Source organism: Streptomyces sp. NPDC033221 (assembly GCF_055577005.1).
The window spans coordinates 12,443-35,953 of the sequence record NZ_JBVIQN010000007.1; the positions used below are offsets into that span (position 1 = coordinate 12,443).

At 73.1% G+C, this 23,511-nt stretch carries 1 protein-coding gene; it reads left to right on the forward strand.

Going from position 1 to position 23,511, the window contains the following annotated elements; all coding sequences use genetic code 11:
• Positions 1–975 precede the first annotated feature (975 nt).
• A complete protein-coding gene (locus tag ACZ53K_RS11175) occupies positions 976–23,010 on the forward strand; it encodes a non-ribosomal peptide synthase/polyketide synthase (protein WP_468834053.1) in 22,035 nt (7,344 codons plus the stop codon).
• Positions 23,011–23,511: the final 501 nt, after the last annotated feature.

Consider the following 23,511-nt stretch of genomic DNA (forward strand, 5'->3'; position numbering starts at 1 on the left):
GGACGGATTCCGTTGCCGGGGCGGCGGCGGAGCCGGAAAACGAAGACGTCATTCCGTTTGCGGCCGTTTCCGCCCGCCCGGGCGACGCCCCCGCGAAACGGGCGCCGGAGCGCGTGCCCGGGCGCACCGGGGGGAGCCGCGTACGTCCCGGGGAGAACTGGCCTGACCAGCGCATATGATCGCTCCGGCGGCAGAGTTCGGAGTGCGCCCGGGCGGCCGGGTCATCTCCTTGACGCCTTCACGGGACTGCTGATTAACTCGCGATGGCTTGATCGAAGGACCCGGAGCGGGTCCGGATGGTGTGCACTTTCGGGGGTTGTGTATCCATGCCACAAGGCGTACGACCGAGGCCGTGGCCCAGCCGCGCCCACGGGGTCGCGACATCGTGTCGCGCGGTTTCCGTCCGGCCGCACCCACTGCGATCGCCCTGATTTCCCGTATGGCTCCACCGGAGCAACGGTCCACGACATGTGACGGACCGCTTCACGGGGGATTCCGGCCTTTCCCTGCGCCCACGGTAACGACCAGACCCGGTACGGCAGTTCGTCGAACGGGTAACCGGCAGGGATGTCCGGGGGGAAAATCCGTTCACCCTTGACCTGCGTCCCGGGTGTGTGAGAACACGGCACCAGAACCCGGCCACGGCCGGATTCCCCGTCTCCTCTCTTCCTTTCCCCTGCCGATTTCCCGTCCGGACCGACCACCGGAGCGGAAACACCGGCCTTCTCCCCACGGAGCGGGTCCGGCGCCTTCGCTGACCGACGCCAGCCCTTTTCATTCCCTCCCCTCGGCGCGGCCTTTTCCGCCGGGCTTCATCGCCCTGCCTCCTGGCCGCCGCGCGCGGTGTGCCCGCCGTGCCGCGCCCTCGGACGCCGTCCCGCACGACGCCGTCCCTCCGACGCCGCTCACCCGATCCCGCCGACGACCGACCAGTGCCGCATTGCCCTGTGCGGGGCAGGAAGAAGGAAACAGCTCATGATCCCGTTGTCCTTTGCGCAGCGCCGGCTGTGGTTCCTGCACAAGCTGGAGGGTCCGTCGGCGACGTACAACATGCCGCTGACGCTGCGGCTGACGGGCAAGGTGGACGCGGAGGCGCTGCGTGCCGCGCTGCGGGACGTGATGACCCGGCACGAGACGCTGCGTACGGTCTTTCCCGAGGTGGACGGTGAGCCGCGGCAGGTGGTGCTGGACGCCGCCGACGCGGACTTCGCCTGGGAACACCGGCAGCTTCCCGAGGCGGACCTGCGAGCCGCGCTGGAACAGGCGGCCCGGCACCACTTCGACCTGGCCACCGAGATTCCGGTGCGCGTATGGCTGTACGAGACCGGCCCGGACGAGCACGTACTCCTGCTGCTGCTCCATCACATCGCGGGCGACGGCTGGTCGATGGGCCCGCTGGCCCGTGACGTCGTCGAGGCGTACACCGCACGGTCCGAGCGGCGTGACCCGGACTGGCCCGAACTGCCGGTGCAGTACGTGGACTACACCCTGTGGCAGCGCGAACTGCTCGGCGACGAGCAGGACCCGGACAGTGTCTTCGGGCAGCAGGTCGCCTACTGGCGCGACCAGTTGGACGGCCTGCCCGACCTGGTGAGCTTCCCCACCGACCGCCCGCGCCCGGCCGTGGCCTCCTACGAGGGCGAGCACCTCACCTTCGACCTGGACCCCGCACTGCACCGGCGGCTGGTGGCGCTGGCCCGGCAGTCGAACACCACCGTCTTCATGGTCCTCCAGGCCGCGATGGCCGCGCTCCTCACCCGCCTCGGCGGCGGCCACGACATCCCGCTGGGCAGCGGCGTGGCCGGCCGCACCGACGAGGGCCTGGACGACCTCATCGGCTTCTTCGTCAACACATTCGTCCTGCGGACGGACACCTCCGGCGACCCCGCCTTCGAGGAGCTGCTCGGCCGGGTCCGCGAGACCAGCCTCGCCGCGTACGAGCACCAGGACGTACCGTTCGAGCACCTGGTGGAACGCCTCAACCCGCGGCGGTCCACCGCCCACCACCCCCTCTTCCAGGTCGCGCTGGTCCTCCAGAACGCGCCGAGCGAGGACTTCCAGCTGCCGGGCCTCCAGGTGCAGGCCGAAGTGGTGAGCGCCGGCACCGCACGCTTCGACATGCTCATCTCCCTCACCGAGGGCCATGACGCGGCCCAGGGCCCCACGGGCATCGAGACGGTCGTCGAGTACGCCACCGAACTGTTCGACCGCGCGACGGTCGAGGACCTGCTGGCCCGCTGGGTGCGGGTACTGGAGCAGGTCACCGCCGACCCGTCGGTGCGGGTGGACGGGCTGGAGCTGCTGTCCGGCACCGAGCGCGACCGGGTGGTGTCCGGGTGGAACGCGACGGCCGCCGACGTGCCGGGCAGGACCCTCGCCGAATCCGTCGCCGGCCATGCGCGCCGGGACGCGGACGCGATCGCGGTGGTCCGCGGTGCCGAGTCGCTGTCGTACGGCGAGCTGGACGCGCGGGCGAACCGGCTGGCGCACTGGCTGGTCGGGCAGGGTGTGGGGCCGGAGAAGCTGGTGGGGGTGCTGCTGCCGCGGTCGGTGGAGATGGTCGTGGCGGTGCTCGCCGTTCACAAGGCCGGGGGCGCGTACGTACCGGTGGACCCGGAGTACCCCCGCGAGCGCCGGGAGTTCATCCTCGGTGATGCCGCGCCCGTGCTGGTGCTGGACGAGGCGGCGCTGCGCCAGGATCTGTCCGGGTTTCCGGAGAGCGATGCGGGTGTGCGCGTTGCCCCGGAGAACCCGGCGTACGTGATTTACACGTCCGGCTCGACCGGTCTGCCCAAGGGCGTCGTGGTCTCCCACCGTGGTGTGGCCAGCCTGGCGCAGGCGCAGGTCCAGCGGTTGGGTGTGACGGCGGACAGCCGGGTCCTGCAGTTCGCTTCGCCGAGCTTCGATGCGGCGTGGTGGGAGCTGGTGATGGCGTTCTCTTCGGGCGCCACGCTGGTGGTGCCGGAGGAGGGCCGGCTGGTCGGTGAGGCGTTGCAGGCGGCGTTGGCCGAGCAGCGGGTTTCCCATGTGACGCTGCCGCCTTCGGTGCTGGGCGCCCTTCCGCAGGGTGCCGAGACCGGGCTGCCGGAGCTGCGGGCGATTGCGCTGGCGGGTGAGGCGGTGCCGCCGGAGCTGATCTCCCGGTGGGCCGTGGGTGGTCGCGAGGTGGTGAACGCGTACGGTCCGACGGAGTCGACGGTGTGCGTCTCGATGAGCGACACGACCGATGAGATGGTGGCGCCGATCGGCCGTCCGGTCACCAACACCAGGACGTATGTGCTGGATGCGGCGCTGCGACCGGTGCCGGTGGGTGTGGCGGGTGAGCTGTACGTGTCGGGGGCAGGGCTGGCGCGTGGGTACGCGAAGCGCCCCGGGCTGACGGCTGAGCGGTTCGTGGCCTCGCCGTTCGAGCCGGGCGTACGGATGTATCGCACCGGTGACCTCGCACGCTGGCGCGCGGACGGTCAGCTGGAGTACCTGGGCCGTGCGGACGAGCAGGTCAAGGTCCGTGGCTTCCGTATCGAGCCCGGGGAGATCGAATCCGCGCTGACGGCTTCCGAAGGCGTACGGCAGGCCGTGGTCATCGCGCGTGAGGACACCCCCGGTGACCAGCGGCTGGCCGCGTACGTGGTGCCGGATCCCGATGCGGCGCTGCGGGCCGGTGCGGAGGCTGACGCCGAGGCGCAGGTCGAGGAGTGGCGGGAGATCTACGACTCGGTGTACGCCGAGACGGGCAGCAAGGGCATCGGCTTCGGTGAGGACTTCTCCGGCTGGGACAGTTCCTACACCGGTGAGCCGATAGCCCTGGACGAGATGCGGGCCTGGCGGGACGCGATCGTGGACCGGGTACGGGACTTCGGTGGCCGCCGGATGCTGGAGATCGGCGTGGGTGCCGGTCTGCTGATGGCCCACCTCGCGCAGGACGTGGACGAGTACTGGGGTACGGACCTGTCTGCCGCCGTCATCGACGGGCTGTCGGCGCAGGTGGCCGAGGCGGGGCTGGGCGACCGGGTACGGCTGCGTGCTCAGGCGGCCGACGACGTGACGGGTCTGCCGGCCGGTCACTTCGACACCGTACTGATCAACTCGGTGATCCAGTACTTCCCCGACGCCGCCTATCTGGCGCAGGTCGTCGACCGGCTCCTCACCCTCGTGGCCCCCGGTGGCCGCCTGGTCATCGGTGATGTGCGGCATGCCGGGTCGCTGCGGACCCTGCACGCGGCCATCCACGCCGGTCGTGGCGCGTCGGCGCGTGCGGTGGTCGACCGGGCGGTGCTGCTGGAGAAGGAGCTGGTCACGGCCCCCGAGTTCTTCAGTGGGCTGGCGGCGGGCGACGGCCGGATCGGCGCGCTGGACATCCGGCTGAAGCCGGGGGTGTATCACAACGAGCTGACGCGCCACCGGTATGAGGTCGTGCTGCACAAGGCGCCCGCTCAGGTCGTGGACGTGGCTTCGGTACGTCAGCTGGCATGGACGCCCGAGCTGGATCTGGCCGCGGTGCTGACCGGCTTCGACGGTGCGCCGTTGCGCGTGACCGGAATTCCCAGCGCGCGGCTGGTCGCTGAAGTGGCAGCCGAGCGGGCGCTGGACGGGCTGGAACCGGAGGACTTCGGCGGGGCCGCTCCGGTCGATCCGCAGGAGCTGACCGCGCTGGGCCGGGAGCGCGGCCTGCACGTGGTGCCGACATGGTCGTCGCGGTCGGTGGACCTGTTCGACGCGGTCATCCTCCCGGCGGACGCCGAGGGTGCGGCCCTGTCGGGTGTCTACGTGCCCGCCGGGACCGGTGGGCCGTGGACGAACACCCCGGTCGCGGCCCGTGGCATCGGTGCGGTCGTGAAGGCGGCCCGTGCGCGGCTGGCGGAGCGGCTGCCGGAGTACATGGTTCCGTCTGCCGTCATGGTCCTGGACCGGCTGCCGCTGACCCCGAACGGCAAGGTGGACCGCAAGGCCCTGCCGGCCCCCGAGTACGCGGCCACCACGAGCGGCGGCCGTGGGCCCCGTACCGACCAGGAGGCCACCCTCTGCGCGCTGTTCGCCGAGGTACTGGGCGTGGACCGGGTCGGCATCGACGACAGCTTCTTCGACCTCGGCGGGCATTCGCTGCTCGCCACCCGCCTGGTCAGCCGCATCCGCAGTGCGCTCGGCGTCGAAATCCCGATCAAGGACGTGTTCGGCGCGCCGACGGTGGCCGCGCTGGCCGGCCGGCTGGCGGCGGCCGCGGGGCAGGCCCGTACGGCGCTGGCGCGGATGGAGCGCCCCGAGCGGGTGCCGCTGTCGTTCGCGCAGCGCCGCCTGTGGTTCCTGCACCGGCTGGAAGGCCCCTCGGCGACGTACAACATGCCGCTGGTGCTGCGCCTGACGGGCGGTGTCGACGCGGATGTCCTGCGGGCGGCGCTGGGTGACGTGGTGGCGCGGCACGAGTCGCTGCGCACCGTCTTCCGGGAGGACCACGACGGCGAGCCGTACCAGCTGGTCCTGGACGCGGCCGACGCGAACTTCGGCTGGGAGCGCCTTACGGTCACCGAGACGGAACTGCCCGCGGCCCTGGAGGACGAGGCGCGGTACGGCTTCGATCTCGGGTCCGAGGTTCCGCTCCGGGCCTGGCTGCACGACATCGGCGCCGGCACCAGCGTCCTGCTGCTCCTGCTGCACCACATCGCGGGCGACGGCTGGTCCATGGGCCCGCTGGCCCGCGACGTCATGGCGGCGTACGGCGCCCGCGTACAGGGCGGCGCCCCGCAGTGGGCCGAGCTGCCGGTGCAGTACGCGGACTACACGCTGTGGCAGCGCGAACTGCTCGGCGACGAGGCAGACGCTGACAGCGTCTACGCGAAGCAGGTGGACTACTGGACCGGTCAGCTGGCGGGCCTTCCCGACCAGGTGACGTTCCCCGCCGACCGGCCACGCCCGGCCGTCACGTCGTACGAGGGCGGCCACCTGGCCTTCACCCTCGACGCTGGGTTGCACGGCCGGTTGGTGGAGCTGGCGCGGCGGTCGAACACGACGGTGTTCATGGTCCTCCAGGCCGGTATGGCGGCATTGCTGACGCGGCTCGGTGCCGGGACGGACGTTCCGCTGGGGTCGCCGATCGCCGGACGCATGGATGACGCGCTCGACGACCTGGTGGGCTTCTTCGTCAACACACTGGTGCTGCGCACGGACACGTCCGGTGACCCGGGCTTCGAGGAACTGCTCGGCCGCGTCCGTGAGACGAACCTGGCTGCCTACGCGAACCAGGACGTGCCGTTCGAGCACCTGGTGGAACTGCTCAATCCGCGACGCTCGACCTCCCACCACCCGCTCTTCCAGGTGATCCTGGGCCTCCAGAGCGGGCAGGAAGCCGCCTTCCGGCTCCCCGGCCTCCAGGTCGACGTGGAGGGCGTCGACCTCAGCGTGGCCAGGGCCGACCTGGTCTTCAACGTGGCCGAGGGCTACGACCGGTCCGGCGAGCCGACGGGTATCGAGGCGCTGGCCGAGTTCGCCACGGCGCTGTACGACCGCGCCACCGTCGAGGGCTTCATCGCGCGCTGGGTGCGGCTGCTGGAGCAGGCCGTCGCGGACCCGTCGCGGCCGATCGGCCGGATGGAGCTGCTGACGGCGCCGGAGCGGGCCCGGCTGCTCTCCGAGTGGAACGACACGGGCGCCGACGTGCCCGCGAAGACGCTGGCCGGGCTGTTCGAGGACGAGGTACGGCGTGCCCCGCAGGCTCCTGCCGTACTGTCCGGCGAGCTGACCCTGTCGTACGGCGAGCTGGACGCACGGGCGAACCGGCTCGCGCACTGGCTGCGGGGGCAGGGCGTGGGCCCGGAGAAGCTGGTGGGCGTGGTGCTGCCGCGCTCGGTGGAGATGGTGGTCGCCGTCCTCGGCATCCTCAAGGCCGGTGGCGCGTACGTACCCGTCGACCCGGAGTACCCGCGAGAGCGCCGGGAGTTCATCCTCGCCGACGCCGCTCCGGTGCTGGTGCTGGACGAGGCGGCGCTGGGCCAGGACCTGTCGGGCTTCCCGGACACCGAACCGGGTGTACGCGTCACCTTGGACCACCCGGCGTATGTGATCTACACCTCGGGCTCCACCGGCCTGCCCAAGGGCGTCGTGGTCTCCCACCGCGGCGTGGCGAGCCTGGCCCGTGCGCAGGGCCGCCCCATGGGAGTCGGCCCGGACAGCCGGGTCCTGCAGTTCGCGTCGCCCAGCTTCGACGCCGCCTGGGCGGAACTGGTGATGACGTTCTCCTCGGGCGCCGCGCTGGTGGTGCCGGAGAGCGGCCGGCTGGTGGGCGAAGCCCTCGCGAGCGTGCTCGCGGAGCACGGCGTGACGCACGTGACGCTGCCGCCGTCCGTGCTGGGCGCGCTGCCGCCCGGCACCGAGACGCGCCTGCCCGCGCTGCGGACCGTGCTGGTGGCCGGTGAGACCGTGCCGCCGGAGCTGGTGGCGCGCTGGTCGGCGGGCGGCCGCGAGGTCGTCAACGCGTACGGCCCGACGGAGTCGACGGTCTGTGTGTCGATGAGCGCCCCGACCGACGGGACAGCCGCGCCGATCGGCCGTCCGGTGCCCAACACGCGCGTGTACGTGCTGGATGCGGCGCTGCGACCGGTGCCGGTGGGGGTGGCGGGTGAGCTGTACGTGTCGGGGGCAGGGTTGGCGCGTGGGTACGCGAAGCGCCCCGGGCTGACGGCTGAGCGGTTCGTGGCCTCGCCCTTCGAGCCGGGCGTACGGATGTATCGCACCGGCGACCTCGCACGCTGGCGCGCCGATGGACAGCTGGAGTACCTGGGCCGGGCCGACGAGCAGGTCAAGGTCCGTGGCTTCCGTATCGAGCCCGGGGAGATCGAGTCGCTGCTGACCGCCTCCGAGGGCGTACGGCAGGCGGCGGTCGTCGTCCGCGAGGACGCCCCCGGTGACCAGCGGCTCGTCGCGTACGTCGTGCCCGAGGACGGCCACGACACACCGGGACGCCCCGCCGGGCTCCTCGCGGGCCTCGCCGAGCGGCTGCCCGGGTATATGGTCCCGTCGGCCGTCGTGACGCTGGAGCGGCTGCCGCTGACCCCGAACGGCAAGCTGGACCGCAGGGCCCTGCCCGCCCCCGAGTACGCGGCCGGCTCCGACGGCCGCGCCCCGCGCACCCCGCAGGAAGAGGTCCTGTGCGGCCTGTTCGCCGAGGTGCTGGGTGTGGACCGGGTCGGTATCGACGACGGTTTCTTCGACCTCGGCGGGCATTCGCTGCTGGCCACCCGCCTGGTGAGCCGTGTCCGCAGTGTCCTCGGTACGGAGCTGCCGATCAGGGACGTGTTCGGCGCGCCCACGGTGGCGGGGCTGGCCGCGCGTCTGGAGGCGGCCGGGGGACAGGTGCGTACGGCGCTGGCGCCGATGCCCCGCCCGGCGGCCGTGCCGCTGTCGTTCGCGCAGCGCCGCCTGTGGTTCCTGCACAAGCTGGAGGGCCCGTCCGCCACGTACAACATCCCCCTGGCCCTGCGGCTGGTGGGCGAGGTGGACACCGAGGCGCTGCACGCGGCCCTGCGGGACGTGATCGGGCGGCACGAGTCGCTGCGTACGGTCTTCCCGGAGCGGGACGGCGAGCCGTACCAGCGGGTGCTGGACGCGGCCGACGCGGACTTCGGCTGGGAGCGGCGGACGGTCACCGAGGCGGAACTGCCCGCCGCTCTCGACGAGGCGGCGCGGTATGCCTTCGAGCTGGCCACGGACGTACCCGTACGTGCCCGGATCTTCGAGACCGGCCCGCGGGACCGTGTGCTGCTGCTTCTGCTGCACCACATCGCGGGCGACGGCTGGTCCATGGGCCCGCTGGCCCGCGACGTGGTCGCCGCGTACACCGCCCGCGTACAGGGCGACGCCCCGCAGTGGGCGGAGCTGCCGGTGCAGTACGCGGATTACTCCCTGTGGCAGCGGGAGCTGCTGGGCGACGAGGCGGACGCTGACAGTGTCTACGCGAAGCAGGTGGACTACTGGCGCGAGCAACTGGCGGGCCTGCCGGAGCAGGTGACGTTCCCGGCCGACCGGCCGCGTCCGGCCGTCGCGTCGTACGAGGGCGCGTCGCTCCTCTTCGAGCTGGACGCCGGCCTGCACGGCCGGCTGGTGGAGCTGGCGCGGCGGTCGAACACGACGGTGTTCATGGTGTTGCAGGCGGGTATGGCGGCGCTGCTGACGCGGCTGGGTGCCGGGACGGACGTTCCGTTGGGGTCGCCGATCGCGGGGCGGATGGATGACGCGCTCGACGATCTGGTGGGCTTCTTCGTCAACACGCTGGTGCTGCGTACGGACACGTCCGGTGACCCGGGCTTCGAGGAACTGCTCGGCCGGGTCCGGGAGACGAACCTGGCCGCGTACGCGCACCAGGACGTGCCGTTCGAGCACCTGGTGGAACTGCTCAACCCCGAGCGTTCCACCTCCCACCACCCGCTCTTCCAGGTGATCCTCGGCCTCCAGAACGCCCAGGAGGCGGGCTTCGCGCTGCCGGGCATCCAGGTGGACGTCGAGGGCGTCGACCTCAGCGTCTCCAAGGCCGACCTCGAACTGAACGTGGTGGAGCGGCACGGCGCGGACGGTGAGCCGCAGGGCGTCGTCTCCGCCGTCCAGTACTCCACCGAGCTGTTCGACCGCGCTACGGTCGAGGGGCTGCTGGCCCGGTGGATGCGGCTGCTGGAGCAGGTGACGGCCGACCCGTCGCTGCGGATCGGCCGGGTCGAGCTGCTGTCGGACGATGAACGTCGCCAGATCGTCTTCGAGTGGAACCGGACGGCCGCCGAGGTCCCGGCCGCCACGCTCGCCGGGCTGTTCGGCGCCCATGCGCGCCGGGACGCGGACGCTATCGCGGTGGTCCGCGGTGCCGAGTCGCTGTCGTACGGCGAGCTGGACGCGCGGGCGAACCGGTTGGCCCACTGGCTGGTCGGGCAGGGTGTGGGGCCGGAGAAGCTGGTGGGGGTGCTGCTGCCGCGGTCGGTCGAGATGGTGGTCGCCGTTCTCGCCGTGCTGAAGGCTGGTGGCGCGTATGTGCCCGTCGACCCGGAGTACCCCCGCGAGCGCCGGGAGTTCATCCTCGGTGACGCGGCGCCTGTGCTGGTGCTGGACGAGGCGGCGCTGCGGCAGGACCTGTCCGGATTCCCGGGCACCGACCCGGGAGTGCGCGTCGCACCGGAACATCCCGCGTACGTGATCTACACGTCCGGCTCGACCGGCAGGCCCAAGGGCGTCGTCGTCTCGCACCGGGGCGTCGCCAGCCTGTCGTACGCGCAGACCGGACGGCTCGGTGTGACGGCGGGCAGCCGGGTGCTCCAGTTCGCCTCGCCCAGCTTCGACGCCGCCTGGTGGGAGCTGGTGATGGCGTTCGGTTCCGGTGCCACGCTGGTGGTGCCCGAGGGCGGGCGGCTGGTCGGCGAGGCGCTGCGGGACGTGCTGGCCGGTCAGCGGGTGACGCATCTGACGCTGCCGCCGTCCGTGCTGGGCGCGGTCCCGGCGGGTGCCGAGACCGGGCTGGACGCGCTGGCGACGGTGGTGCTGGCGGGCGAGGCCGCGCCGCCGGAGCTGATCGCCCGCTGGTCGGCGGGCGGCCGCGAGGTCGTCAACGCGTACGGTCCGACGGAGTCGACGGTGTGCGTCTCGATGAGCGGGGCCATGGAGGCCTCGGTCGCGCCGATCGGGCACCCGATCGCCAACACGCGTACGTATGTGCTGGATGCCGGGCTGCGGCCGGTGCCGGTGGGTGTGGTGGGTGAGCTGTACGCGTCGGGGGCGGGGCTGGCGCGTGGTTACGCGGGCCGGCCTGGGCTGACGGCTGAGCGGTTCGTGGCTTCGCCCTTCGAGCCCGGCGAGCGGATGTACCGGACCGGTGACCTCGCGCGCTGGCGCGCCGATGGACAGCTGGAGTACCTGGGCCGGGCCGATGAGCAGGTGAAGGTCCGTGGGTTCCGTATCGAGCCCGGGGAGATCGAGTCCGTGCTGACCGGCTGCGACGGCGTACGGCAGGCGGCGGTCATCGTGCGCGAGGACACGCCCGGTGACCAGCGGCTCGTCGCCTACGTCGTACCGGACGGCACGGCCGCGCCCGAGCCCGCCGCACTCACCGCCCACCTGGCGGAACGGCTGCCGGAGTACCTGGTTCCGGCCGCCGTGCTGGTGCTGGACCGGCTCCCGCTGACGCCCAACGACAAGCTCGACCGCCGGGCCCTGCCCGTACCGGACTACGCGGCCGGTGCCACGGCCGACGACGGGCGCGACCCGCGCAGCCCGCAGGAGGAGACGCTGTGCCGTCTGTTCCGTGAGGTGCTCGACGTGGACCGGGTCGGCCTGGACGACAGTTTCTTCGACCTCGGCGGGCACTCGCTGCTCGCCACCCGGCTCGTCAGCCGGGTGCGCGCCGAACTCGACGTGGAGCTGCCCTTCCGGGTGCTGTTCGAAGCGCCGACCGTGGCCGGGCTGGTCGAACAGCTCGGCCTCGGCGGCCCGACCCGCACCTCGCTGCGCCCCATGCCGCGCCCGGACGTGCTCCCGCTGTCCTTCGCGCAGCGCCGCCTGTGGTTCCTGCACCAGCTGGAGGGCCCGTCGGCGACGTACAACATGCCGCTGCCGCTGCGCCTGAAGGGCACGGTGGACCACGAGGCACTGCGGGCCGCGCTGCACGACACGATCGGCCGGCACGACGCGCTGCGCACGGTCTTCCGCGTCACCGACGGCGAACCGCACCAGGTGGTGCTGGACGCCGCCGACGCCGACTTCGGCTGGGAGCGGTGCACGGTCACCGAGGCCGGGCTGCCCGATGCTCTGGACAAGGAGGCCCGGTACGCCTTCGACCTCACCGCCGAGCTGCCCTTCCGCGCCCGGCTGTTCGAGCTGGGCCCGGACGACTGCGTCCTGCTGCTGCTCCTGCACCACATCACCGGTGACGGCTGGTCCATGGGACCGCTGGCCCGCGACGTGGTGACGGCGTACGAGGCACGCAAGCGCGGCGCGGCCCCGCAGTGGGAGGCCCTGCCGGTGCAGTACATCGACTACACGCTGTGGCAGCGCGAACTGCTCGGCGACGAGGACGACCCGGAGAGCATGTACGGACAGCAAGTGGCCTACTGGCGCGAGGCGCTGGCCGGGCTGCCCGAGCAGATCAGCCTGCCCGCAGACCGCCCCCGCCCCGCGGTGGCCTCGTACACGGGCGCCTCGGTGCCCTTCGAGCTGGACGCGGCGGCGCACACGCGGCTGGCGGAGCTGGCCCGCGCCTCCGGCGGCACGGTCTTCATGGCCCTGCAGGCGTCGCTGGCCGCGCTGCTGACACGGCTCGGCGCGGGAACGGACATTCCGCTGGGGTCGCCGGTCGCGGGCCGGATGGACGACGCGCTCAACGACCTGGTGGGCTTCTTCGTCAACACGCTCGTGCTGCGTACGGACACCTCCGGCGACCCGGGCTTCGCGGAACTCCTCGAACGCGTCCGGGACACCAATCTGGCCGCCTACGCGCACCAGGACGTGCCCTTCGACCACCTCGTGGAACTCCTCAACCCCCGGCGCTCCACCTCCCACCACCCGCTCTTCCAGGTGATGCTGGTCCTCCAGGACGACCCGGCCGGTGAGTTCACCCTGTCCGGCCTCGACGTCAGCGGCGAGGCGGTGGACATCGAGACCGCCAAGGTGGACCTGTCGGTCAACGTGCTGGAGCGGCACGGTGCCGACGGCGCGCCGGCCGGCATCGCGGGCTCGGTGAAGTATGCGACCGATCTGTTCGACCGGGCGACGGTCGAAGGACTGCTGGCGCGCTGGAAGCGGCTGCTGGAGCAGATGACGGCCGACCCGTCGCTGCCGCTCGGCCGGGTCCGGCTGCTCGGCGACCAGGAGCGCGGTCAGCTGCTCACCGCCTGGAACGACACGGCGGTGGAGGTACCGGAGTTCACCGTCGCCGAACAGTTCGAGATCCAGGTACGGCGCGCCCCGGACGCGGTCGCGGTGGTGTGCGGCACGGAGTCCGTGACGTACGGGGAGCTGAACGCGCGGGCCAACCGGCTGGCGCACTGGCTGATCGACCGGGGCGTGGTGCCGGAGACGCTGGTGGCGGTGGTGCTGCCACGCTCCGTCGACCTGGTGGTGGCGCTGCTGGCCGTACTGAAGGCGGGCGGCGCGTACGCGCCCGTCGACCCGGAGTACCCGGAGGAGCGGCGGGCCTTCGTCCTCGCCGACGCGGCGCCGCTGCTCGTCCTGGACGAGGCGGCGCTGGACCGGGACCTGTCCGCATACCCGGACGACGACCCCGAGACCGACGTCGAGATGGAACACCCGGCGTACGTCATCTACACCTCCGGCTCCACCGGCACCCCCAAGGGCGTGGTGACCGAACACCGCGCCCTCGTCAACTACCTCAACTGGTCCGCCCACCACTACCCGGCGGCCCGCGGCGCCACCCTCGTCCCCACCTCCATCGCCTTCGACCTCACCGTCACCGGCCTCTACACGACCCTGACCGTCGGCGGCCGGGTCTACCTGGGCAGCCTGGACGAGGTGGCCGGACAGGACAACGCGGTCCCGGTGGCGCTGCTGAAGGCCACCCCGTCGCACCTGCCGCTCCTCGGCGACCTGCCCAAGCGCTGGTCGCCGGGCGAGATGCTGATCCTCGGCGGTGAGGCACTGACCGCCGCGGCCCTCCAGCAGTGGCGCACCGGCCACCGCCGGGTGACCGTCGTCAACGCCTACGGGCCGACCGAGACGACCGTCAACTGCACCGAGTTCCGTATCGGCCCGAAGCAGAAGCTGCCCGCCGGGCCGGTGCCCATCGGCCGCCCGTTCTGGAACATGCGGGCCTACGTCCTCGACGAGCACCTGGAGCCGGTGCCGACCGGCACCGCGGGCGAGCTGTACATGGCCGGCGCCCAGCTGGCCCGCGGCTACCTCGGCCGCCCGGGCCTGACCGCCGAACGGTTTGTGGCCTGCCCCTTCGAGCCGGGCGTACGGATGTACCGCACCGGCGACCTGGCGCGCTGGCGGCCGGACGGCCAGCTGGAGTACGCGGGCCGCGCCGACGAACAGATCAAGATCCGCGGCTTCCGCATCGAGCCCGGCGAGGTCGCCTCGGCCCTGCTGGACCACCCGGACGTGCGGCAGGCCGTCGTCGTGGCCCGCGACGGCGGGCAGGGCGACACCCGGCTCGTCGGGTACGTGGTGCCCGAGAACCGCGCGGACGGCCCGGCCGCCGTGGACACTTCCGCGCTGCGCGCGCACGCCGCCGAGCGGCTGCCGGAGTACATGGTCCCGGCAGCGGTGGTGGCGCTGGACGCCGTACCGCTGACGCCCAACGGCAAGCTCGACCACCGCGCCTTGCCCGCACCGGACTTCGGCGCCCACAGTGCCGGGCGCGCACCGCGCACGCCGCGCGAGGAGATGCTGTGCGGCCTGTACGCCGATGTGCTCGGCGTGGCGCGGGTATCCATCGACGACAGTTTCTTCGACCTGGGCGGCCACTCCCTGCTGGCCACCCGGCTGGTCGGCCGCATCCGCGCGGTCCTCGGTGTCGAACTGCCGCTGGGCGCGGTCTTCGAGGCGCCGACGGTCGCCGGGCTGACCGCCCGGCTGGACGCGGCCGGTGGACAGGTCCGTACGGCACTCGTGCCGATGCCCCGCCCGCAGGCCGTACCGCTGTCCTTCGCACAGCGCCGCCTGTGGTTCCTGCACCAGCTGGAGGGCCCGTCCGCGGCCTACAACTGGCCGCTCGCCCTCCGGCTCACCGGCACCGTGGACCGGCAGGCGTTGCGGGACGCCCTGAACGACCTGGTCGGACGGCACGAGTCGCTGCGCACCGTTTTCCCGGACGTGGACGGCGAGCCGCGGCAGGTGGTGCTCGCACCGGCCGACGCCGTACTGGACCTGCGGGTCGAGGAGGTGGCGGGCGAGCGGTTGCACCAGGCCGTGCAGGAGGCGGCCGGACACCGCTTCGGGCTGGACAGCGAACCGCCCGTACGTGCCTGGCTGTTCGAGCAGCCGGACGGCGGCGCGCCGGTCCTCGTCCTCGTGATGCACCACATCATCGGTGACGGCGCCTCCCGCGCCCCGCTGATGCGCGACCTGCGCACCGCCTACGAAGCCCGCCTGGCGGGCGCGGTCCCCGAGTGGAGCCCGCTGCCCGTCCAGTACGCGGACTACGCGATCTGGCAGCAGGAACTCCTCGGCCAGGCCGACGAACCGGACAGCATGGCCGCGCGCCAGCTCGCGTACTGGAAGGACGCCCTCGACGGCATCCCGGCCCAGCTCGAACTGCCCACCGACCGGCCGCGGCCCGCGGTCGCCGATTACCGCGGTGACCTGCTGCCCTTCACCCTGGACGCGGAGCTCCACGCCGGGCTGCGGCGGCTCGCCGCGGACACCCACACGACCCTGTTCATGGTGCTCCAGACCGGCTTCGCCGCGCTGCTGTCCCGGCTCGGCGCGGGCCACGACATCCCGGTCGGCGTCCCGATCGCGGGCCGCACCGACGAGGCGCTGACCGACCTGGTGGGCTTCTTCGTCAACACGCTGGTGCTGCGGACGGACACCTCCGGCGACCCGCGGTTCGACGACCTCCTCGGCCGCGTGCGGGACCGGTCGCTGGCGGCCTACGCGCACCAGGACCTGCCGTTCGAGTACCTGGTCGAGGCGGTCAACCCGGTGCGGTCCCTGTCCGGCAACGCGCTGTTCCAGGTCATGTTCGCGCTCCAGAACGTGGCCGTGCCGACCCTGACCATGGCCGGCGCCGAGGCCGAGCCGTACCCGCTGGACAGCGAGAACTCCAAGTTCGACCTGTTCCTGAGCATGGGCGAGGCGCTGACGGAAGCGGGCGGCCCGGACGGCATCAGCGCCACGCTGGAGTACGCCACCGAGCTGTTCGACCGCGGCACGGCCGAGAAGATCGCCGCCTGGTACGTCGGCTTCCTGCGCGCGGTGGTGCGCGACCCGTCCGTCCGGCTCGCCGACGCCCGGCTGCTCTCGGACGAGGAGCACACCGAACTGCTCCGGACCCGCAACGCGACCGAAGGCCGCACACCTGCCGGGCTGCCGCACGAGCGGTTCGAGCAGCAGGCGGCCCGCACCCCCGGCGCCCTCGCCGTGCGCGCGGGCGACCACGACACGCACTACGCGGACCTGAACCGCCGCGCCAACCGGCTCGCCCGCCTCCTCCTGGACAGCGGCATCGGCCGGGAGAGCGTGGTGGCGCTCGCGCTGCCCCGCACGGCGGACCTGCCCGTCGCGCTGCTGGCCGTCATGAAGACCGGCGCGGCCTACCTGCCGCTCGACCCGGCCAACCCGGCCGACCGGCTCGCATACGTCCTCCAGGACGCGCGGCCGGCCGCCGTGATCACCACCACGGACCTGCACGACGCCCTGCCGCAGCCGCTGCCGGGCCAGTGTGTCCGGCTCGGCGACCCGGACACCGAGGAACAGCTCCGCGCCCGCCGGGACGACGACGTGACCGACGCCGAACGCGGCACACCGGCCCACCCGGCGGACGCCGCGTACGTCATCTACACCTCCGGCTCCACCGGCCGGCCGAAGGGCGTGGTGATCTCCTACGCGAGCATCGCGCACTTCCTGGACGCGGTCCTGACCCGCGTACCGATGACACCGGACGACCGCATGGTGGCCGCCACCACCATCACCTTCGACATCGCCGCCGTGGAGATCCACGCCCCCCTGCTGTCCGGCGCGAGCGTGGTGCTCGCGCCGTCCGGAACCGCCAAGGACCCGCTCGCCCTGCGGCGCCTGGTCGCGGAGAGCGGCGCGACCCTCTTCCAGGCCACCCCGTCCGTCTACCGGTCGATGCTGGGCGGCTCCGGCGACGGGCCGGACGAGGACACCGCGAACCTCTCCGGCGTACGGCTGCTGGTCGGCGGCGAGGCACTGCCCGCCGCGCTGGCCGAGCGGCTGCACGCCCAGGGCGGCGGCGCCGTCAACCTCTACGGGCCGACGGAGGCCACCGTCTGGGTCACGACCAGTGAGGTGACCGGCCCGGAACGGCCGCCGATGATCGGCCGGCCGCTGCCCAACGTGCGGGTGTACGTCCTGGACGAGAAGCTGCGGCCGGTGCCGGACGGCGTCGTCGGCGAACTGTACGTGGCCGGGCCCTTCCTGGCCCGCGGCTACCTGAACCGCCCCGGACTGAGCGCCGAACGCTTCGTCGCCGACCCGTACGGCGGCCCCGGCGGGCGGATGTACCGCACCGGCGACCTCGTCAAGTGGCGCGGCGAGCACGGCCTGGAGTTCGTGGGCCGGGCCGACGACCAGGTCAAGGTCCGCGGCTTCCGCATCGAACTCGGCGAGATCGAGGCCGCCCTCACCCGCCAGGACGGCATCACCGCCGCCACCGTGCAGGTACGCGAGGACCACGACGGCACCCCGCGCCTGGTCGGCTACGTCGTACCCGGCCGGGACGCCGCGGCGGACGGCGAGGACGGCCGCCGGGTCGCCTCCTGGCAGGAGGTGTACGAGGAGGTCTACCGCGGCCAGGCCGGCAGCGGCGGCTTCTGGGAGGACTTCGGCATCTGGACGAGCAGCTACGACGGCTCACCCATCCCGCTCACCGAGATGCACCAGTGGCGGAGCGCCGCGGTCGAGGCCATCCGGCGCCTCGCACCCCGCAACGTCCTCGAACTCGGCGTCGGCAACGGCCTGATCCTGTCCCAGGTCGCCCCGCACTGCGCCGCCTACTGGGGCACCGACTTCTCCGCAGCCGCCGTCGACACCCTGCGGGCCCGGGTCGCGGAACGCGACGACCTGCGCGACCGCGTCGAACTGCGGGCCCAGCCCGCCGACGACATGGCCGGACTGCCCGAGGGCTTCTTCGACGCCGTCGTCGTCAACTCCGTCGCCCAGTACTTCCCCGACGCCCGCTACCTGGCCGACGTCATCACCAAGGCTCTGGCCCTGCTCGTCCCCGGCGGCTCGCTCTTCCTCGGCGACATCCGCAACCTGCGCCTGCTGCGGACCCTGCAGGCCGGAGTCGCCGCACAGGCTCTCGGCACCGACGCCGACCCCGCCGCCCTGCGCGCCCAGGTCGGCCAGCGCACCGCGGCCGAGGAGGAACTGCTCCTCGCGCCCGACTTCTTCACCACGCTGGCCGCCGGACTCCCGGACGCCGGTGGCGTCGACATCCGCCTCAAGCGCGGCGACTACGACAACGAGCTGTCCCGCTACCGCTACGACGTGGTGATCACCAGGGCCCCGGCCGCACCCGCCCAGGTGGCCGACCTGCCCGTCGTCGCCTGGCAGCAGGTGGGCGCGGACCTCGACGGGCTGGCCGGGCCGCTGCGCGAGCACCCCGGCGGCCTGCGCCTGACGGACGTGCCCAACGGGCGCCTCGCCGCCGACACGGCCGTACTGCGCCGCATCGACGGCGGCACCGGACCGGACACCGGAACCGACCCGGAAGCCGTGCACCGGTACGCCGAACGGCTCGGCTTCCACGCCGTCGCGACATGGGCCCGGTCCGGGCACGACGACCGCTTCGACGTCGTCCTACGGCCCGGCCCCGAGGCGCCCGGCACCCTCGTGGCGGCCTACCACGGCACCCCCGGCGACCGGCCGGCGGCGGAGTACGCCAACAGCCCGGCCCGCTCCGACCGGTCCGCCGAACTCAGCCGTGACCTGCGGGCGAAGCTCCGCCGGTGGCTGCCGGAGTACATGGTCCCGTCCGCGTTCGTCGTACTGGACCGGCTGCCGCTCTCCCCGATCGGCAAGCTGGACCGCAAGGCCCTGCCCGCACCCGACTACGGCCTGCTCAGCGCCGGCCGGGCGCCCCGCACACCCCGTGAGGAGGCCCTGTGCGGCCTGTTCGCCGAGGTGCTCGGGCTGGAGCGGGTCGGCATCGACGACAGCTTCTTCGAACTGGGCGGCCACTCGCTGCTCGCGACGCGCCTGGTCAGCCGCATCCGCCGGACGCTGGGCACCGAGGTGCCGATCGCCGCGGTATTCGAGGCGCCCACGGTGGCCGGACTCGCCGGCCGGCTGGACGCCGGCGGCCGGGCCCGTACGGCTCCGGTGGCCGGACCGCGCCCGGACGCCGTACCCCTGTCCTTCGCGCAGCGCCGCCTGTGGTTCCTGCACAAGCTGGAAGGCCCGTCGGCGACGTACAACATGCCGCTGGCGCTGCGCCTGAAGGGCACCGTCGCCCAGGACGCGCTGCGAGGAGCGCTGCACGACGTGATCGCCCGGCACGAGTCGCTGCGCACCGTCTTCCCCGAGACCGACGGCGAGCCCAGGCAGGCGGTCCTGGAAGCCGCGGCCGTGGACTGCGGCTGGCGGGTACGCCCCGTCACAGCGGCGGAACTGCCGGGCGCACTGCGCGACGCCGCCGCCCACCCGTTCGACCTGGCCACCGAACCGCCCGTCCGCGCCGCACTGTTCGAGGGGACCGACGCCGACGGCGGACCCAGCCACGTCCTGCTGATCCTGCTCCACCACATCGCGGGCGACGCCTGGTCCGCGGGCCGCCTGGTCCGCGACCTGGCCGCCGCCTACACCGCGCGGCGCGACGGCGGCACGCCCCGATGGCCCGCCCTGCCGGTGCAGTACATCGACTACGCGCTGTGGCAGCGGGACGTGCTCGGCGACGAGGACGACCCGGACAGCGCCATCGCCCGGCAGATCGCCTACTGGCGGAAGCTGCTGGCCGGAGCGCCCGAGGAAGCGGCCCTGCCCGCCGACCGGCCGCGCCCCGCCGAGCCGGGCTACGAGGGCGGCGTCGTCACCTTCGAACTGCCCGTCCGCACCCACCGTGGCCTGGCCTCGCTGGCCACCGCCTCCGGCGCGAGCCCCGCCATGGTGCTCCAGGCGGCCGTGGCGGCCCTGCTGTCCAAGCACGGCGCCGGTACGGACATCGTGCTCGGCACCCCCGTCGCCGGCCGGACCGACGAGACACTGGACGACCTGGTCGGCTTCTTCGTCAACACGCTGGTGCTGCGCGCCGACCTGTCCGGCGACCCGACGTTCGGCGAGCTGGTCGACCGCGTACGGCAGGCCGGCCTGGAGGCGTACGCCCACCAGGACCTGCCGTTCGAACGGCTGGTGGAGATCATCAACCCGTACCGCTCGACGGCCCGGCACCCGCTCTTCCAGGTCATGGTCGACTTCGGGGTGCAGGGCGCCGACGGCCCCGGCCTGCCCGGACTGGACGTCGAAGCGGTCGAACTGGAAGCCGGGGCGGCCAAATTCGACCTGGACTTCACCTTCAACGAACGGGTCGCCGACGACGGCACGCCCGGCGGCGTCCTGGGCACCCTGCGCTACGCCACCGAGCTGTTCGACCGCACGACGGTCGCCGCCCTCGCGGAACGGCTGGTGGGCCTGGTCGCCACGGTCGTGGCCGATCCGCGCCGGAAGGTGTCCCGGCTCGATGTACGGACCGCCGGCGAGCGCCGCCTGATGGCGGAGACCGCGGACCGGCGCCCGGAGACCGCCGCCGTACCGGACACCGTGGTCAGGCTGTTCGAGGCACAGGCGGCGGCCACACCCGGCTCGCCCGCCGTGGCCGCCGACGACGGCACTCTGACATACGCGCAGCTCAACGGCCACGCCAACCGGCTCGCCCGGCGGCTGGCCGGACTCGGCGCCGGGCCCGGGCAGGTGGCGGCGCTGGCGGTGCCGCCGTCCGCGCGGGCGGTCGTCGCGCTGCTGGCCGTCCTCAAGGCGGGCGCGGCGTACGTGTCGCTCGACGGCCCGGACGCGCCGGAGGCCCTCGAAGCGGCCGGTGCGCTGCTGGTCGTCGCCGGGCCGGGCTTCGACGCCGCGGTCGCGGGCGGGCGGACGGTCGTTCCGCTGGACGAGACGTACGCGGACGCCCCGGCCGACACCGACCTCACCGACGCAGAGCGGACGGCGCCGCTGCTGCCTGACCACCCGGCGCGCGCCGCGCACCGGCCGGGCCACCTCCCCGTGCCGCATGCGGCACTCACCGAGCTGTTCGCCCACCACCAGCAGCACCTGTTCGCCGACGCCGTGACCGCGGCCGGGCAGGAGCGGCTGCGCGTCGCGCTGACCGTGCCGCTCTCCGCCCCGGGCGCCTGGGACGCCCTGTCGGCCCTGCTCGCCGGACACGAGCTGCACCTGTGCGGCGCCCGGCCCGGCGGGGGCCCGGCGGACCCGGAGGACACCGTCGGACAGCTCCGCGCGGCCGGTGCCCACCTGGTCGCCACCACCCCGCGGCAGACCGAACAACTGCTGGACGCGGGCCTCTGCACGCCGGACGGCGGCCGTCCCGTCCCCGTCGGCCTGGTGCTGTCCGGCGAGCCCGCCGGAACGGCGCTGTGGCACCGCCTGCGGGAACTGCCCGCGACGCGGGCCTATGCCGTGCACCGCCCAGCCGGGTGCGCGGCGGCCGCCCTCACGGGCCGGGTGGCGGACGCGACGGCGCCCACCCTCGGACACCCGGCGGCCGACGGCGGGGCGTACGTCCTCGACGCGGGGCTGCGGCCGGTGCCGCCGGGCGTGACGGGCGAGCTGTACGTCCACGTACCGCAGCGCCACGCGGCATACGCGGGCGCGGCCGTGCTCACCGGGGAACGGCTGGTACCCGACCCGTTCCGGCCGGGCGCGTGGATGTACCGCACGGGCGAACTGGTGCGCCGCCGCGCCGGCGCGGACGGGCCCACGCTGGAGCCCGTCGCACAGGCGGGGGAGCACGCCGCCCTGCGCGGCCTGCGCATCGAACCGCGCGCCGTCGAGGACACGTTGACCACGCACCCGGCCGTCGCCGCGGCCGCCGTGGCCGTCCACGAGGACGGTGCAGGTGAGGAGGTGCTGACGGCGTACGCGGTGCCCGCACGCGCCACCGGCGCACCCGAACCCGGCGCGCTCCGCGCCCACCTGGCGGAGCGGCTGTCCGAACACCTCGTCCCGGCCGCCGTGGTCCTGCTGGACCGGCTGCCGCTGACCGGCCGGGGAACCCTCGACCGGACGGCGCTGCCGCTGCCGCAGGACGGGCCGGAGGAATCCGGACGGCCGCCGCGCACGCCCCGCGAAGAACTGCTGTGCGGCCTCTTCGCGGAAATCCTCGGCGTGCCCCGGGTGAACGTGGACGACAATTTCTTCGAACTCGGCGGGCATTCCCTCTCGGCGGTCCGGCTGCTCGTCCGTATCCATGCCGTACTGGGCGTCGAATTCCCGGTGAAGGCCATGATGGAAACGCCCACGGTGGCCGGGCTGGCCCGCCGTCTGGACACCGACGCCGAGGACGGCGCACTGGATGTCCTGCTGCCTCTGCGGACGCACGGCAGCAAGCCGCCGGTCTTCTGCGTCCACGCCGGAAGCGGCCTCGGCTGGTCGTATTCGGGACTGCTCCGGCATCTCGACCCGGACGTACCCGTGTACGCCGTGCAAGCGGCCGGTCTCGACGGCTCGGGAAATCTCCCCGATTCCGTCGAGGAAATGGCGGCACACTACGTCGACCGCATCACCGAAATGCAGCCGGAAGGCCCCTACCACCTTCTCGGCTGGTCGTTCGGCGGCATCGTCGCGCACCGGATGGCGGACCTGCTGGAGCAGCGCGGCCAGCGCGTCGGGCTGCTCACCCTGCTCGACTGCCACCCGGTCGGCACGGTCGCCAGGGAGGAGGTGGAGGAGTCACTGGCGAAGGTCCGAACCGCCGACGTATACCGCGCCATGCTGGCACTTTTCGACATCGAACTCGACGACGAAGCAGCGGCGCGGCTCACCCACGAGAGCACCGTGGACCTGCTCCGCACGAAGAACACCGCACTGGCCGGCCTCTCGGAAACCGAGGTCCGGGCGATGACGGAGGTCACGGTCAACAACGCCCGCATCGGGCTGGACGTGGCACACCGCCCCATCTCCGCACCGGCGCTGGTCATGGCCGCCTCGGAAGAGACCGCACACCAGCTTCTGCCGGGTGCCTGGGACCCGTATTTCGCGGGCGCCGTCGATTTCCGGGAGATTCCCTGCAAACACACCGACATGATGAATCCCGGGCCGCTGGAGCGTATCGGAGCCGTGCTCTCCGAGAAGCTGCGCAGCACGTTCCGGGAAGAGGCAGCGGAGTGACCTGACAACGCCGGACCGCCGCACCGGCACTCCGTGAAAAGGTCTTGGACGTCCGCACCGCGCCGACCGCTCACCCGGTTTTCGGCGCGGAGCGGGCGCAATTGGCCGCGCCGGCGGGAATGGCGGGCGCCCGACGGCCGGGCGGCGCACGGGATTTGCCGGGCCGGGAAGATCTACGACCTTGACGCCGCACCGGGCGGCTGGTTGACTCAAGTGAGATCCAGGCGGGCCATCGGCCGGCCGGATCGGATACAGACGGTGTGCATGTCTACGGGGGACTTCGATATGGCACGAGTCATGCGGAGAGGGCCGCGACCAACGGCCTCCGCGCAGGTGGATTCCAGTACGGCGCCGCGTTCGTCGAACCGTCCCGGGTAACGCCGGCCCGGCACCCGCGTGCGGCCGCCCGCGGGCGCCGACCCGACGCTTCCTTGCCGCGGGCCCGCCCGGTGCCCCCGCGTCTTCCCCCTGTCCGTACGGCTGTTCCGCATCCGTACCCGA

Bases quoted from the DNA above. Each gene is read 5' to 3' on its own strand.
- ACZ53K_RS11175 (WP_468834053.1), top strand. From the start codon at position 976: ATGATCCCGTTGTCCTTTGCGCAGCGCCGGCTGTGGTTCCTGCACAAG.